The organism is Salinibacterium sp. AL4.1 (assembly GCF_059767305.1).
The window spans coordinates 1-14,143 of the sequence record NZ_JBSOQK010000003.1 but is presented as its reverse complement, the minus strand read 5'-3'; the positions used below and the strand labels follow the sequence as shown (position 1 = coordinate 14,143).

General features: G+C 62.1%; 15 protein-coding genes. 12 read left to right on the top strand and 3 right to left on the bottom strand.

Annotated features, from left to right (window positions below; genetic code table 11):
- Nucleotides 1-218 precede the first annotated feature (218 nt).
- The 9 genes from argC to ACWTV3_RS12575 all read left to right on the top strand — a co-directional run bounded on the left by argC (nucleotide 219) and on the right by ACWTV3_RS12575 (nucleotide 9,648).
- The gene (argC, locus tag ACWTV3_RS12615) at nucleotides 219-1,265 is read left to right on the top strand and encodes an N-acetyl-gamma-glutamyl-phosphate reductase (protein WP_498478564.1); all 1,047 of its coding nucleotides are present in this window, start codon (nucleotides 219-221) and stop codon (nucleotides 1,263-1,265) included.
- Complete coding sequence (gene argJ / locus ACWTV3_RS12610; protein ID WP_498478563.1) at nucleotides 1,262-2,413, top strand: bifunctional glutamate N-acetyltransferase/amino-acid acetyltransferase ArgJ; 1,152 nt, start codon at nucleotides 1,262-1,264, stop codon at nucleotides 2,411-2,413. The genes argC and argJ overlap by 4 nt, the downstream gene beginning before the upstream one ends.
- Nucleotides 2,413-3,327 carry an acetylglutamate kinase gene (argB, locus tag ACWTV3_RS12605; RefSeq protein WP_498478562.1) on the top strand — a complete coding sequence of 305 codons (915 nt, stop codon included), beginning with the start codon at nucleotides 2,413-2,415 and terminating at the stop codon, nucleotides 3,325-3,327. Before argJ ends, argB begins: the two co-directional genes overlap by 1 nt.
- Nucleotides 3,324-4,511 carry an acetylornithine transaminase gene (locus tag ACWTV3_RS12600; protein ID WP_498478561.1) on the top strand — a complete coding sequence of 396 codons (1,188 nt, stop codon included), beginning with the start codon at nucleotides 3,324-3,326 and terminating at the stop codon, nucleotides 4,509-4,511. The genes argB and ACWTV3_RS12600 overlap by 4 nt, the downstream gene beginning before the upstream one ends.
- Nucleotides 4,508-5,434 carry an ornithine carbamoyltransferase gene (gene argF, locus ACWTV3_RS12595; RefSeq protein WP_498478560.1) on the top strand — a complete coding sequence of 309 codons (927 nt, stop codon included), beginning with the start codon at nucleotides 4,508-4,510 and terminating at the stop codon, nucleotides 5,432-5,434. Before ACWTV3_RS12600 ends, argF begins: the two co-directional genes overlap by 4 nt.
- 68 nt (nucleotides 5,435-5,502) lie before the next feature.
- Nucleotides 5,503-6,702, top strand: coding sequence for an argininosuccinate synthase (locus ACWTV3_RS12590; RefSeq protein ID WP_129070961.1), 1,200 nt, complete (start codon nucleotides 5,503-5,505; stop codon nucleotides 6,700-6,702).
- Nucleotides 6,703-6,704: 2 nt separating this feature from the next.
- Complete coding sequence (argH, locus tag ACWTV3_RS12585; RefSeq protein ID WP_498478559.1) at nucleotides 6,705-8,141, top strand: argininosuccinate lyase; 1,437 nt, start codon at nucleotides 6,705-6,707, stop codon at nucleotides 8,139-8,141.
- Nucleotides 8,142-8,143: 2 nt separating this feature from the next.
- On the top strand, nucleotides 8,144-8,731 hold the full coding sequence (locus tag ACWTV3_RS12580) for a DNA-3-methyladenine glycosylase (protein ID WP_498478558.1): 588 nt from the start codon (nucleotides 8,144-8,146) through the stop codon (nucleotides 8,729-8,731).
- Nucleotides 8,731-9,648: a DUF817 domain-containing protein gene (locus ACWTV3_RS12575; protein WP_498478557.1), complete on the top strand. Its 918-nt coding sequence runs from the start codon at nucleotides 8,731-8,733 to the stop codon at nucleotides 9,646-9,648. Before ACWTV3_RS12580 ends, ACWTV3_RS12575 begins: the two co-directional genes overlap by 1 nt.
- 82 nt (nucleotides 9,649-9,730) lie before the next feature.
- Here ACWTV3_RS12575 and ACWTV3_RS12570 read toward each other — a convergent pair whose 3' ends face one another.
- Both ACWTV3_RS12570 and ACWTV3_RS12565 read right to left on the bottom strand, forming a co-directional pair.
- Complete coding sequence (locus ACWTV3_RS12570) at nucleotides 9,731-10,285, bottom strand: hypothetical protein (protein WP_100390114.1); 555 nt, start codon at nucleotides 10,283-10,285, stop codon at nucleotides 9,731-9,733.
- Nucleotides 10,282-10,920 (bottom strand): DNA-binding protein, encoded by a 639-nt coding sequence (locus ACWTV3_RS12565; RefSeq protein WP_498478556.1) that lies wholly within the window; start codon nucleotides 10,918-10,920, stop codon nucleotides 10,282-10,284. Before ACWTV3_RS12565 ends, ACWTV3_RS12570 begins: the two co-directional genes overlap by 4 nt.
- Nucleotides 10,921-11,055: 135 nt before the next feature.
- On the opposite strand from ACWTV3_RS12565, the gene tyrS reads away from it, so the two are divergent.
- Entirely contained in the window at nucleotides 11,056-12,366 is a 1,311-nt protein-coding gene (gene tyrS, locus ACWTV3_RS12560; RefSeq protein ID WP_498478555.1) for a tyrosine--tRNA ligase, read from the top strand.
- A gap of 28 nt (nucleotides 12,367-12,394) precedes the next feature.
- Here the strand turns inward: tyrS and ACWTV3_RS12555 are convergent, their stop codons facing one another.
- Nucleotides 12,395-12,985 (bottom strand): TetR/AcrR family transcriptional regulator, encoded by a 591-nt coding sequence (locus ACWTV3_RS12555; RefSeq protein WP_498478554.1) that lies wholly within the window; start codon nucleotides 12,983-12,985, stop codon nucleotides 12,395-12,397.
- A 48-nt stretch (nucleotides 12,986-13,033) separates the two neighbouring features.
- Between ACWTV3_RS12555 and ACWTV3_RS12550 the strand changes: the two genes are divergently transcribed.
- Nucleotides 13,034-13,384: a DUF3995 domain-containing protein gene (locus ACWTV3_RS12550; RefSeq protein WP_498478553.1), complete on the top strand. Its 351-nt coding sequence runs from the start codon at nucleotides 13,034-13,036 to the stop codon at nucleotides 13,382-13,384.
- Between the two features lie 9 nt (nucleotides 13,385-13,393).
- Entirely contained in the window at nucleotides 13,394-13,954 is a 561-nt protein-coding gene (locus tag ACWTV3_RS12545) for a dihydrofolate reductase family protein (protein WP_498478552.1), read from the top strand.
- Nucleotides 13,955-14,143: the final 189 nt, after the last annotated feature.

Sequence of the window (14,143 nt, the reverse complement as noted above, 5' to 3'; positions counted from 1 at the left end):
GTCGATTAGCCTGCCGCGCAGTGAGGGGGCTATTCTAGAAACGTGACCGACCTCCGCGCCTGCTGCCAGCGACTCTCGCTGCGCTTTGTTGCGCCGTCTTCGCCGGTACTGCGCGGGGCTGACGAGCGACGATAGGCGGAGTTTCGCCACGACCCACGAGGTTGTGTGAAACGCCGCCGCAAGTGTTCTCGTTTCCGAACCCCACTGAAGGTAATTCCATGTCAATTTCGGTCGCTGTGGCCGGTGCCAGCGGTTATGCCGGTGGCGAGCTTCTTCGCCTGTTGTCCACCCATCCTGAGTTCGATGTTCGAACCGTGACGGCGTTTAGTAACGCTGGCCAACGGTTGATCGATGTGCAGCCGCATTTGCGGTCGTTGTCCCACCTCGAACTCCAGCCGACTGAGCCCTCAGTGCTCGCCGGCCATGATGTCGTTTTCTTTGCTTTGCCGCACGGCAAGTCGGGGGAGTTGACGGCTGAACTCAGCCCCGACACTCTCGTCGTCGACTGTGGTGCCGACCACCGCCTGACGAGCCCCGATGACTGGGCCGCGTTTTACGGAGGCGAGTACTTCGGCGCTTGGGATTACGGGATGCCCGAACTGCTGCATGCCGCCGGCGGAACCCAACGGCACGCACTCGCCGGTTCGAAGCGTATTGCGGTGCCTGGCTGTAATGTGACGGCGATCACGCTGGCTCTCGCCCCCGGCATCCGCTCCTCTCTCATCGAGGCCGAGGACATCGTGGCGGTGCTTGCTGTCGGACCATCCGGTGCCGGCAAGAGCCTCAAGGTGAACCTTTTGGCGAGTGAAATGATGGGCTCCGCTTCGGCGTATGCCGTGGGCGGTACGCATCGTCACACTCCTGAGATCGCTCAGAACTTGAAGGTTGCGGGCGCCGAGAGCGTCACCGTCTCGTTCACTCCGATGCTGGTGCCGATGTCGCGGGGAATCCTCGCTACGACAACGGCCAAGCTGGCTGAGGGCGTTACTGCCGCTCAGGTACGCGAAGCGTGGGAGACGGCGTACGCCGACGAACCCTTCGTTCACGTGCTGCCGGAGGGACAATTCCCGCGCACCGCAGACACCCTCGGCGCCAACACCGCCCTCATTGGGCTTGCTATCGACGAGGCCGCTCGTCGCGTCGTCGTTGTGAGTGCGATCGACAATCTCGTCAAGGGAACCGCAGGTGCCGCCATTCAATCGACAAATATTGCGTTGGGCCTCGAGGAAACCCTCGGTCTGGCGCTGGACGGAGTAGCACCATGAGTGTCACAGCAGCCGCAGGATTCGAAGCCGCCGGTGTCGAAGCCGGTCTCAAAGCGAGTGGCGGCCTCGATGTCGCCCTCGTGGTGAACCGCGGGCCCCGTTTCGACGCGGCCGCGGTGTTCACGAGCAATCGTGCCCAAGCGCATCCGATCATCTGGTCAAAGCAGGTCATCGACGACGGCATCGTCACGGCGATCGCCCTCAACTCGGGTGGGGCTAACTGCTTCACCGGGCCGCAGGGTTTCCAAATGACGCACGCCACCGCCGAGCACGTTGCCGAGACCCTGGGCGCTTCGGCAGGCGACATCCTCGTCTGTTCGACCGGTCTCATCGGCGAACAGCTACCGCAAAACAAGGTTCTCGCCGGAATGTCTGCCGCAGCCGCGGCGCTCAGCACCGAGGGCGGCACGAACGCCTCTCTCGCGATCATGACGACCGACAGCAAGCCCAAAACTGCCGTCGCTGCGGGAACCGGCTACACCGTCGGTGGCATGGCCAAGGGCGCCGGGATGCTCGCACCAGGCCTCGCGACAATGCTCGTGGTCATCACCACTGACGCCGCTGTCGCCTCCGCCGACCTCGACGCGGCCCTCCGCGAAGCCACTCGCCTCACCTTCGACCGCCTCGATTCCGACGGTTGCATGTCGACCAACGACCAAGTAACCCTCATGGCGTCCGGTGCTTCGGGCGTGACTCCTGACACGGCCGAGTTCGCCGCGCTCGTCACGAGCGTGTGCAACGACCTGGCCGAACAACTGCAGGGCGATGCTGAGGGTGCAAGCCACGACATCCGCATCGAAGTTGTGGGTGCTGCGAGCGAAGACGATGCTGTCGTCGTTGGCCGCTCGGTTGCTCGAAACAATCTCTTCAAAGCAGCCATCTTCGGCAACGACCCCAACTGGGGCCGCGTCTTGGCCGCAATCGGAACCACGGATGCCGCTTTCGACCCCTACGCGGTCGATGTCTCGATGAACGGTGTGCGGGTCTGCCACGCGGGTGCCCCCGACCGTTCGCGTGACGAGGTGGACCTCACGGGCCGTGCTGTGCATGTGTTGATTGACCTTGCTACGGGCGATGCCGAAGCAACCATTCTGACCAACGACCTCACGCACGATTACGTGCATGAGAACAGCGCGTACTCCAGCTGATGCCGGCATTCACACACGGCGCTGAACACGAGCAGGCCATGACGAAGGCGGGAGTGCTTATTGAGGCACTTCCGTGGTTGAAGCGTTTTCGCAACCGCATCATTGTGGTGAAGTTTGGCGGTAACGCCATGATCAACGACGAACTCAAGCGCGCCTTTGTGCAAGACATGGTTTATCTGCGTCTTGCTGGTGTTCGCCCCGTGATTGTTCACGGTGGTGGGCCCCAGATTACTAAGGAGCTCAAGATTCGCGGTATCGAGTCGGAGTTCCGCGCGGGCTACCGCGTGACGACCGAAGAGTCGATTGACGTTGTGCGGGATGTTCTCACCGACCAGGTGGGGGCCGAACTCGTCGATCTCATCAACGAGCACGGAGATCTCGCTAACGGCATCGCCGGGCACGAGCACTCACTCTTCGTCGGTGAGCGCATGATCAAGGAGATCGAAGGAAAGCGTGTCGACCTTGGGCTTGTCGGCAACGTCACGGAAGTTGACCCTCAGCGGGTACTCGATGTGCTCGCGAGTGACAACATTCCCGTGGTGTCCACGCTTGCTCAAGAAGCCGGGGAGATCGCGGATGACGCGTCTGGTCTCCTCAACGTGAATGCTGACTCCGCCGCGGCGGCGCTCGCGATCGCCCTGGATGCAGCCAAGCTCGTCATCCTCACCGATGTTGCTGGTCTCTATAGCGACTGGCCCAACCGCGAATCACTCGTCTCGATCATCAACACTGATGAACTCCGTGAACTGCTGCCGAGTCTCGAATCGGGCATGATTCCCAAGATGACCGCGTGCCTTGAAGCCGTGGATGCCGGTGTGCCGAAGGCCGCCATCATCGACGGTCGTGCCCCGCACTCGATCCTCCTCGAAGTGTTCACACAAGATGGAATTGGCACCGAGGTGGTACCTGTATGAGCTGGCAAGACGACTACAACCACCGCATGATGAACACCTTCGGTACGCCAAAGGTTGAACTCGTGCGCGGCGAGGGCTGCACTGTCTTTGATTCCGACGGCAAGCGCTACCTCGACTTCCTGGGCGGCATTGCCGTGAACTCGCTCGGTCACAATCACCCGGCCGTCGTCGGGGCGCTCACGAGCCAGGCGAACCTGCTTCACGTCTCGAACTTCTTCGCGACCGAACCGCAACTCGCGCTCGCCGAACGCCTTCTGCGTATCTCGGGAGCAGGCGAAGAGGGGCGTGTCTTCTTCGCGAACTCGGGCACCGAAGCAAACGAGGCAGCCGTGAAGCTGGCTCGCCGCACTGGCCGCCCGCGCATCCTCTCGTTGAAAGATTCGTTCCACGGTCGTTCGATCGGCGCACTCTCCATCACGGGTAAGCCCGCACTTCGCGAACCCTTCGAGCCGCTGATGCCCAATGTCGACATCATTGACACCACGATCGAGGCGCTCGCCGCAGCGATCGGCCCCGATGTCGCAGCACTCTTCGTCGAGCCCATCAAGGGCGAGGCCGGAGTGCAGCCGCTTCCCGAGGGCTACCTCGAAGCTGCGCGAGAACTCACGACGCAACACGGTGTGCTTCTCATCGTCGACGAGATCCAGACCGGAGCCGGACGCACCGGGCGCTGGTTTGGCTTTCAAGAAAGCGGCATTGTTCCCGACGCGATCACGCTCGCGAAGGGAATTGGCGGGGGAGTGCCGATTGGCGCGCTCGTGACCTTTGGTGAGGCATCCGCTCTCTTGCAGCCGGGACAGCACGGCACCACGTTCGGCGGAAACCCGCTCGTGTGTGCCGTCAGCAATGCCGTGCTCACGCAGATCGAAAGCGACGACCTCGTGGCGAACTCCGCTGCGCGGGGTGGCCAGCTGCGTGCCGCGATTGACGCGATCGGATCACCCTTGGTGAATGAGTTGCGTGGTCGCGGTCTCCTGATTGGTGTCGGTCTTTCGCAGCCCGTCGCTCAGCAGGTTGTGGCAGCGGCGCTCGATCACGGGCTCATTGTCAATGCTCCCAACGAGTCGACTGTTCGACTTGCACCACCCCTGATCATTGGCGATGCCGAGATCACCGAATTCATCGCTACGTTCAGCGCCGTGCTGAACGTCGTACTTCAGAACACTCTTACGGAGGCATCATGACCAGGCATTTTCTTCGCGACGATGACCTCAGCCCGGCTGAACAACTCGAGATCCTCGATCTCGCCGAGAAGGTCAAGGGCGACCGTTGGGGCCGCAAGCCCCTCGAAGGCCCTCAGACTGTCGCGGTGATCTTCGACAAGTCCTCGACGCGCACTCGCGTGTCTTTCGCGGTCGGCATTGCTGACCTTGGCGGTTCGCCGCTCATCATCTCCACGGCCAACAGCCAGCTGGGCGGCAAGGAAACGGCATCCGACACCGCTCGTGTTCTCGAGCGCCAGGTCGCGGCTATCGTGTGGCGCACCTACGGGCAACAGGGTCTCATCGAGATGGCTCACGGTACGCAGGTTCCTGTTATCAACGCACTGAGCGATGAGTTCCACCCCTGCCAGTTGCTCGCCGATCTACTCACGATCCGCGAACACAAGGGCGAGCTCAAGGGCTTGACCGTTACGTTCCTCGGTGATGGTGCCGACAACATGGTGCACTCCTACCTGCTCGCCGGTGCGACCGCAGGAATGCACGTGCGCATCGCTTGCCCCGAGGACTACCTGCCCTTGGCGGATGTCGTAGCCGACGCCGAAAAGATCGCAGCATCCACGGGTGGTTCGATTGCCATCATCACCGACCCGGCTGAGGCCGTCACCGGGGCCGATGTCGTGGTTACCGACACGTGGGTGTCAATGGGTAAGGAAGACGAGAAGGCTGTTCGTGTGGCCTCTCTCGGAGCGTACAAGGTGGATGCCGCCATGATGGCCCTCGCTAAGCCCGACGCCATCTTCTTGCACTGCCTCCCCGCCGACCGCGGCTATGAGGTTGACGCCGAGGTTATCGATGGCCCGCAGAGCGTCATTTGGGATGAGGCAGAGAACCGGCTGCACGCTCAGAAAGCCCTCATGATCTGGCTGCTCGACCAAGCTGCCTAATTCCTTGGCGGTTTAATGCCGCCGCTGTAGTTCCCTAAACTGATTCACGACGTCAAGGAGATAAACACATGTCAGAACGCGTAGTTCTCGCCTACTCGGGCGGACTCGACACATCCGTAGGTATTGGCTGGCTCAAGGACGCCACCGGCAAAGAGGTCGTCGCGCTCGCGATTGACGTCGGCCAGGGAGGCGAAAACATGGATGACATCCGTCAGCGCGCTCTCGACTGTGGTGCTGTTGAATCGATCGTCATCGATGCCAAAGATGAGTTCGCCGATGACTTCCTGATGCCGGCACTCAAGGCAAATGCGCTGTACCAGAAGCGCTACCCGCTGGTGTCGGCTCTGAGCCGTCCGGTTATCTCTCGCCACCTTGCGCTCACTGCGAAGGCTCTTGGTGCTGACAGCGTTGCTCACGGTTGCACCGGTAAGGGAAACGACCAGGTTCGCTTCGAGGCTGCTGTTGCGGCTCTCGCTCCCGACCTCACGAGCATCGCTCCCGTGCGGGACCTTGCGCTCACGCGTGACAAGGCAATCGTCTATGCCGAAAAGCACAACCTTCCCATTCGCCAGTCGGCTGCCAGCCCGTACTCGATCGACAAGAACGTCTGGGGCCGCGCGGTCGAGACTGGGTTCCTCGAGGACCCGTGGAACGCACCGATCGAAGAACTCTACGAGTACACGGCTGACCCTGCCGCCGGTCTTCCCGCCGACGAAGTGACGATCACTTTCGAAGCTGGAATCCCGACCGCCATCGACGGAGTCGCGATGTCGGCTCTCGCTATCGTCGAGCACATGAATGCGCTCGCGGGCAAGCACGGCGTTGGCCGTATCGATGTCGTTGAAGACCGCCTCGTGGGTATCAAGAGCCGCGAAGTCTACGAAGCTCCGGGCGCGATGGCTCTTATCGCCGCCCACGAAGAGCTCGAATCGCTCACGATCGAGCGCGACCTTTCCCGTTACAAGCGTGGAGTCGAAGCCGAGTGGTCGAACCTTGTGTACGACGGACTCTGGTACTCAGGTCTCAAGCGTTCACTCGACGCGTTCATCGATGACACCCAGCGTTACGTCAGCGGAGAGATCCGTATGACGTTGCACGCTGGCCGTGCCGTGCCGACCGGCCGTAAGTCAGAGCAGAGCCTCTACGATTTCAGCCTCGCCACCTACGATACCGGTGACACCTTCGACCAGTCGCTGGCTAAGGGCTTCATCGAACTCTGGTCACTGCCGAGCAAGATCTCGGCTCGTCGCGACGCAAAGCAGGGCTAATCATGGCGCAATCTGCCGAAACTGGTGAGGGACAACTCTGGGGAGCCCGCTTCGCTAGCGGTCCCTCACCCGAGCTTGCCCGATTGAGCAAGTCGACTCACTTCGATTGGCAGCTTGCGCAGTATGACCTCGCCGGCTCGCGAGCGCACGCTGTTGCGCTCGCGGCCGCGGGGTACCTCGATGATTCCGAGCTGGAGACCATGCAGGATGCCCTGCGCTCGTTGAGCGCAGCGGTTGCCGATGGCAGCTTCACGGCTCTCGAATCCGAAGAAGACGTTCACGCCGCTCTCGAGCGCGGACTGATTGAGCGCGCCGGCGCCGATGTCGGAGGCAAACTCCGCGCCGGTCGCAGCCGTAACGACCAGATCGCCACTCTCGTGCGCCTGTATCTCCTCGACCACGCAGGCTCTATTTCCGCGATGGTCGTCGACCTGATCGATGCGATCGTGGCGCAGGCCGAAAAGCATGACTCGGCGATCATGCCGGGGCGCACGCACCTCCAACATGCGCAGCCGGTGCTGCTCGCACATCACTTGCTCGCCCACGCGTGGCCTCTTGTGCGCACACTCGAGCGTTTTCGCGACTGGAAGGCTCGCGCCTCCACCTCACCGTATGGCTCTGGTGCTCTTGCCGGCAGCACTCTCGGGCTCGACCCGGCGCTGGTTGCTCGAGAACTGGGCCTTTCTCGCCCCACCGAAAACTCAATCGATGCCACCGCGAGCCGCGATGTCGTCGCAGAGTTCGCCTTCATCACTGCGCAGCTCGGCATTGATCTTTCGCGACTCAGTGAAGAGATCATTCTCTGGAACACGCGCGAGTTCGATTTTGTGCAGCTCGACGACGCGTATTCCACGGGCTCATCGATCATGCCGCAGAAGAAGAACCCCGACATCGCTGAGCTTGCTCGCGGCAAGTCGGGGCGCCTCATCGGCAACCTCACGGGGCTGCTCGCCACGCTGAAGGCGTTGCCGCTCGCGTACAACCGCGACCTGCAGGAAGACAAAGAGCCCGTTTTCGATTCGGTCGAGACGCTCGAAGTCTTGCTTCCCGCCTTCACCGGCATGATTGCCACGCTCCGGTTCAACACCGAGCGCATGGCGGAGCTCGCTCCGCAGGGCTTCTCTCTGGCTACCGACGTCGCGGATTGGCTCGTGCGTCAGCATGTTCCGTTCCGGGAAGCCCACGAGATCAGTGGTTCGCTGGTTCGTTTCTGCGAAGAGAACACCCTTGAACTTCACGAACCGACGGATGCCGACTACGCCACCATCTCACCGCACCTTACGGGCGATGTTCGTGCGGTCCTCACGGTGGAGGGCTCGGTCTCGAGTCGTACTGGCGTGGGCGGAACGGCTCCCGTGCGCGTTGCCGAGCAGCGCGCCGAGCTGACTGAGCGTGTTCGCGTTCTCGCTGCCGCTCTTGACCCGCAGGTTCTTAGCTAGAAGTGTTCGATCTGCTCAGCAGGCCGGCAACCGAGGTTGCTCCGCTGTTGCTGGGGGCTGTCGTGCGCGTTGGCGAAGTCGCCGTGCGGCTTACCGAGGTCGAGGCGTATATGGGCGAGGCCGATCCCGGCTCGCATGCTTTCCGTGGGCCGGGCAAACGCAACGCCGTCATGTATGGCCCGCCCGGTCATCTCTATACGTACTTCACCTACGGCATGCACACGTGCGCGAACGTAGTGTGCATGCCCGAGGGCGTTGCCTCCGCAATCTTGTTGCGGGCGGGCGAAGTTATTGAAGGCGTGGATGTTGCGGCCGAACGTCGTGCGACAACCAAGAAGCCAGCGGACCTCGCGATGGGCCCCGCTCGTCTCGCGGTGGCGCTCGGAATTCGTTTGGATGACGCTGGCACCAACCTGCAGACCGGTCGCGTTAGCCTAGAGCTGTCACTGTCGCAGTCTCCGTTCAGCGCGGGGCCGCGCACGGGCGTCGCCGGCGAGGGTGGCACTGTTGAGTTTCCGTGGCGTTTCTGGATTCCGGGGGAGCCCAGTGTCTCCCCGTATCGTGCCGCAGCGAAACGAAAGCGCGCCTGATGGCCCGCTTTACTCCGCTCGAGCAGCGGATTGACGAGTGGGCACATCGGCGTCTCGACCGGGTGCGCGGCACCTCCGCGAAGTCGAGCCCTGCGACAAACGGCAGTTCCGCATCGCAACGAATCCGCACGTGGACCATCGAGTTCACGGTATTCGTGCTCAAGCAGGCGTGGGCCTGCGTGTTCGGGGGAGCGCTACTCGCCGTTCTCGTACTTACACGCCTCTGGTATCCCGAGTCGGCGCCCCTCGCCCGCAACGACTTTTTGGTGCTCGCTGCTCTCGCCATCCAAGTTCTCATGGTCGTGTTCAAGCTAGAGACACTGCGCGAACTGCGCGTCATCATCCTCTTTCACATCGTGGGTACCGTGATGGAAATTTTCAAGACGGATGCCGGATCCTGGACGTACGAGGGCGACGGCATGCTGCATATTTTCGGCGTCCCACTCTATAGCGGCTTCATGTACGCGGCGGTCGGCTCGTACATGGTGCGCGTCTTCCGCCTCTTCGAACTGCGCTTCGATCACTATCCGCGGCGCTGGATCACCGCGGTCGTGGCCTCGTTGATCTACCTCAACTTCTTCAGCCACCATTTCATCGTCGATGTTCGGTGGTTCCTCTTCGCGGCCATCGCGGTGGTGTGGTGGCGCACGGTCATACATGTCAGGGTGTCGCGGGCGCGGTTCCGGATGCCCGTGCTGGTCGCTTTCGTGCTGGTGTCGATGTTCATCTGGATCGCTGAAAACGTGGCGACCTGGTCAAATGCGTGGGTTTACCCGAATCAGTCGGACGGCTGGGAACTGGTCTCGATCGCGAAGCTCGGCTCGTGGCTGCTGTTGATGATCGTGTCGGTGGTGCTCGTCACGTGGGTCGAGAAACCCCGGCCTCCCGAGTCGCTTAGCGAGAGCGAAGCGCTTTAGTCGTAGCGGAGCATCCGTGACGCAGCACCGGCAATGCAGCACCGGCAACGCAGCACTCGTAACGCAAGGGCGTCGGGGCTGTTTAGCGACCGACGAGCAGCGCCGCGGTGCAGAGTCCAGCCCAGACGAGGCTCACGAGGGTGCCAATGATGAACCGCTCGCGCGCAGCTGCGTTCTCCAGTTCAGAGAAGCGACCGAGTCCTTTGATGGCCACGATGATGGCGATAGCGCCGGGCTGCCACACCATGAACGAGGCAATGAACGCGAAGCGCTCGAGATAGCCGATGGTCGTTCCGCCGCGCAGAATCTCACGCTCGGGCAGCGGAGAGTCTGCGTCGATGACGAGGATGCCGCCGTGTTCGCCGCGGGGTGCCGGATACGAGGCGAGCGAGAGCACGAGAGCAACGAGGGGGCTCCCCGCGATTGTGGCGAGTGCGACGAAGGCTGCGCTGAGCAAGATAACGAGTCCCGAGACATCGCCCGGTAGAGGGTTTCCGGTGGATCCCAGAATGAGGGCAAGGCCGACGGGCAGCAGCGAAACGGTGGCGAGCCAGTACTTGTCGGTGCGGGCTGCAACCATGGATGCGCCAATCGCTCCGATTGTGAAAACCAGTACCGCGATCCACCAGCCGATCATGACGTGCCTTCCTCTGCGCTGAGCGCGTTGTCGGTTACTACTCCACTGTGTGCTCTGTCGAGCAGGTTTGCAAGAGCACGAACGGCCTCTTCTTCGGTGCGTAATCCGGCCACGAGGGCACGTTGGCTTGCCGACTGCGGCGAGATGCCGAGGCGTTCGGCGGCATCGGCCTGCGTGATGCCGGTGCTGAGGAGGTCGTAGAGTTCCCAACCGTTGGCGGTGCGCCGGCCGCGCAGCAAAATCAGTAGTTCGAGTAGCGGTTCGATGTCTCGTGCTAGTTCACTGTCAGGGTCAGATTGCACCGCGCATTTGGCCGGGCTTTTCTTGGCGCGGTCGATGGCATCGCGGGCGGCGAGAAAGGCGGCGCCGCTCGTGGCGCGCACGTTCGCGCCATAGGGCAGCGGCACAGCGCCAATGCCGATTCCCACGCTCCACTGTTCGGTACGAGTTAGTTCAAGAGCGATGTCGAGCGCGGCCTGCGCGGAAGTTAGCAGCAGCTGCGCTTCGTCTCCGGCCGTGCGTTCTGCAGGGAGGGCGAGGTCTTCCGCGCGTTCCCCGTTGATGCGCTGCAGGGTTTCGGCTACGGCATCCGCGCTGCTGCGGCTATTGCGTTGGTCTGCGGTAATCACGAACATCCCTAAAGGCTACAGCATTGATTTCCCAACATCAGGCCCACAAGCCTGATTCCCCGGAAACAGTTCCCCAGCACTGAGCCTCGCGCGGCCGTCGTTGCTCTCAGCACCCCTCCGAAAGGCGCTACGGTTAATGACGTGTCAGCGATAGCATCAGAATCCCTCAGTACTCAAAGCAACGACGACTCTTTCGAGAGCCTGTGGCAAGAACTCACGTGGCGTGGCCTCGTGCATGTCTCCACCGACGCGGATGCCCTCGAGAAGCTTCTCGATGGTGAGCCGATCACGTACTACTGCGGATTCGATCCCACGGCACCCAGTCTTCACTTGGGAAACCTTGTACAGCTGCTCTTGTTGCGCCGCCTTCAGCTGGCCGGCCACAAGCCTCTCGGGCTCGTGGGGGGAGCGACCGGTCTTATCGGCGATCCCCGTCCCACTGCCGAGCGAACCCTGAACGACAGCGAAACCGTTGCTGAGTGGGTCAGTTACTTGCAGGGTCAGGTTTCGAAGTTCTTGAGCACCGAGGGTGACAATGCCGTGCGCATGGTCAACAACCTCGACTGGACGGCGCCTATGAGCGCGATCGATTTCTTGCGCGATGTCGGAAAGTACTTCCGCGTCGGCACCATGATCAAGAAGGATGCCGTGAGCGCGCGCCTCAACAGCGACGCCGGCATCAGCTACACCGAGTTCAGCTACCAAGTCATGCAGGGTATGGACTTCTTGGAGCTCTACCGCAGCTACGACTGCGTATTGCAGACCGGTGGCAGCGACCAGTGGGGCAATCTCACGAGCGGTAGCGACCTCATTCACAAGGCTGAGGGTGCGAGCGTTCACGCCATCGGTACCCCGCTCATCACCAACTCCGACGGCACCAAGTTCGGCAAGAGCGAGGGCAACGCCATCTGGCTCGATTCGAACATGACGAGCCCCTACGCGTTTTACCAGTTCTGGCTCAACACCGATGATGCGGATGTCGTTCAGCGACTGCGTATCTTCACGTTCTTGTCGCGTGAGCAGATCACGACTCTCGAAACTGCTGTCGCCGAGGCGCCGTTTAGGCGTGAGGCACAGAAGACGCTCGCCTACGAGGTGACTTCTCTTGTACACGGCCGTGCGGCAACCGATGCAGCGATTGCTGCTTCCGCTGCCCTCTTTGGCCAGGGAGAGTTGGCGTCTCTGGATGCCGACACTCTTGCCGCAGCATTGCGAGAACTCGCCCACGTCGAGACGGCAGCGGAGTCGACGATCGTGCAATTGCTCATCGACACGAAGCTGGTGTCGAGTGCGAGTGAAGCACGTCGCGCGATTTCGCAGGGCGGCGTCTACCTCAACAACGTTGCGGTAGCGGACGACCAAGCGACGGTCGGCAGCGACCTTCTGGCGGGAAATGTGGCGGTTCTCCGTCGTGGCAAGAAGACGCTCGCGGGAATCTTCGTCACGTCCTAGCGGGCGAGCGGCTTAGTCGTCTGGCGTTCTACTGCGCCGGGGCGCTGCTGGCTTCGGGTGGCGTGAGTTGCTGCACCATTTCAGCGATGTCTGCTGAGGTTCCGGTTCCGACTTGAGCGTCGGCGGGCAGGGTGTGGCGCAACACCTGCAGTCCCAAGTAGGTCGAGTAGCACGAGCGCGCCCATAGGCGTGCACGATGCCCGTCGAGTCCAAAGTCTCGGTAGATCTCTTCGAGAAAGTGGAGCCGTGCGGTCGTTACGGCATCGATGACGGGCGTTGCGATCGGGTCTCGCGAGGTGAGGATGTAGTACTCAAGCCCGTCGCGCGGGTCGCGGCCGATCGAGGCGCCCAAGATGGCGGCCAGTCGTTCGTGTGGTGATTCCAGATCGCTGAGTTGATCGATCAGATCCTGAGTCGCACGCTTCTTCCACAGTTCGAGCGCGCTGTCGAGAAGGGAAGCTCGTGAAGAGAAGTGGTGATACGCGCTGCCCTTGGTGACGCCGAGTTCGGCCGCGACGCGTTCCATGTTGATGGCCGCCAGGCCTTCTCGTGCTCCGAGCACGAGGGCTGCTTCGGCCCAACGCTCGGGAGTTAGTCGCTCGGTGCGGGGGAGTGCCATGGGCAAATCGTACTCCGCGAATCCTGAAGCGGATGCTAGCGTGAAGCCATGAACATACGCCTGCGTATCTTGGCTGGCTCATTCCTCGTGCTGGCCCTCACTGTGTTGGGAGCGCTTCATGTTCTGTGGGCTTCAGGCATTCCGTTTCCGGCGAAGTCTTTCGACGAACTTAGCGGCGCCGTGGTGCCGAGCGGGGTCTGGCCAAGCCCGGCGCTCACGTTGCTCGTTGCCGCGGCGCTGTGCGCTGCGAGCTTCGCTGTCATGCTCCGGATGCTCGACCTCACGTGTCCGCGTTCGATCCTCACCCCCTGGTTGATCTTTGCGAGCTGCGCCTTGGCGGTTGTCTTCGCACTGCGGAGAGATGACGACTGCGATGGTGATGTCGTCCGCCGCGCGTAGCCTGACGCTATGTCGCGCATCCTTTACGAAACTGCATCCACGTTCAACGGATTCATCGCGGATGAGGGCAACTCGCTCGACTGGCTGTTCGCCGTCGAGTCCGACGAGGCCCCCGCCGTTGCTCCGACAGCGACCGTGGTGGTCGAAGGCTCAACGACTTACGAGTGGGTGCTGAAACACGAGGAGTTGATAGCTCAGCCCCACAAGTGGGCCGAGTATTTCGGCCACAAGCCCACTTTCGTCTTCACCACCCGCGATCTCCCCGTCCCCGACGGTGCCGATGTGCGCTTTCTGCAGGGAAGTGTTGCGGATGCTCTGCCCGCGATTCGGGATGCGGCCGGCGATGGCGACATCTGGATTGTGGGTGGGGGAGAACTCGCCGCGCAATTCCTCGACGCCGGCGCTCTCGACCAGATCGCGATCTCTTTCGCGCCAGCCGTGGTCGTCGGGGGAGCGCCTGTACTCCCTCGCGTCGTGGGACCCGAGCGTCTTCGCCTGGTTTCAGCACAAGCAGTCGGCCAGTTCGCTCATCTTGTCTACGACGTGTTGCCCGCAACTCCCACACCATAATCCTGTGCCGAGTGCCGAGTGCCGAGTGCCGAGTGCCGAGTGCCGACGGATGCCGCACAGTCGGCGCTCACGTAGACCGGCGTATCGAGTTGCTGGCGCTGACGGACGCCCGCCTGCGAGAACTGCAGAATCCATACTTGCTGGCGCTCACGGGTCGTGACCGGCCTTCACTAATTGGCCCATTTGAGC

Excerpts from the sequence above, each read along its gene's own strand:
- argH (WP_498478559.1), top strand. The coding sequence starts at position 6,705 with ATGGCGCAATCTGCCGAAACTGGTGAGGGACAACTCTGGGGAGCCCGC.
- ACWTV3_RS12575 (WP_498478557.1), top strand. The coding sequence starts at position 8,731 with ATGGCCCGCTTTACTCCGCTCGAGCAGCGGATTGACGAGTGGGCACAT.
- argJ (WP_498478563.1), top strand. The coding sequence starts at position 1,262 with ATGAGTGTCACAGCAGCCGCAGGATTCGAAGCCGCCGGTGTCGAAGCC.
- ACWTV3_RS12590 (WP_129070961.1), top strand. The coding sequence starts at position 5,503 with ATGTCAGAACGCGTAGTTCTCGCCTACTCGGGCGGACTCGACACATCC.
- ACWTV3_RS12555 (WP_498478554.1), bottom strand. The coding sequence starts at position 12,985 with ATGGCACTCCCCCGCACCGAGCGACTAACTCCCGAGCGTTGGGCCGAA.
- argB (WP_498478562.1), top strand. The coding sequence starts at position 2,413 with ATGCCGGCATTCACACACGGCGCTGAACACGAGCAGGCCATGACGAAG.
- ACWTV3_RS12600 (WP_498478561.1), top strand. The coding sequence starts at position 3,324 with ATGAGCTGGCAAGACGACTACAACCACCGCATGATGAACACCTTCGGT.
- ACWTV3_RS12545 (WP_498478552.1), top strand. The coding sequence starts at position 13,394 with ATGTCGCGCATCCTTTACGAAACTGCATCCACGTTCAACGGATTCATC.
- argC (WP_498478564.1), top strand. The coding sequence starts at position 219 with ATGTCAATTTCGGTCGCTGTGGCCGGTGCCAGCGGTTATGCCGGTGGC.
- ACWTV3_RS12570 (WP_100390114.1), bottom strand. The coding sequence starts at position 10,285 with ATGATCGGCTGGTGGATCGCGGTACTGGTTTTCACAATCGGAGCGATT.
- ACWTV3_RS12550 (WP_498478553.1), top strand. The coding sequence starts at position 13,034 with ATGAACATACGCCTGCGTATCTTGGCTGGCTCATTCCTCGTGCTGGCC.
- argF (WP_498478560.1), top strand. The coding sequence starts at position 4,508 with ATGACCAGGCATTTTCTTCGCGACGATGACCTCAGCCCGGCTGAACAA.
- ACWTV3_RS12565 (WP_498478556.1), bottom strand. The coding sequence starts at position 10,920 with ATGTTCGTGATTACCGCAGACCAACGCAATAGCCGCAGCAGCGCGGAT.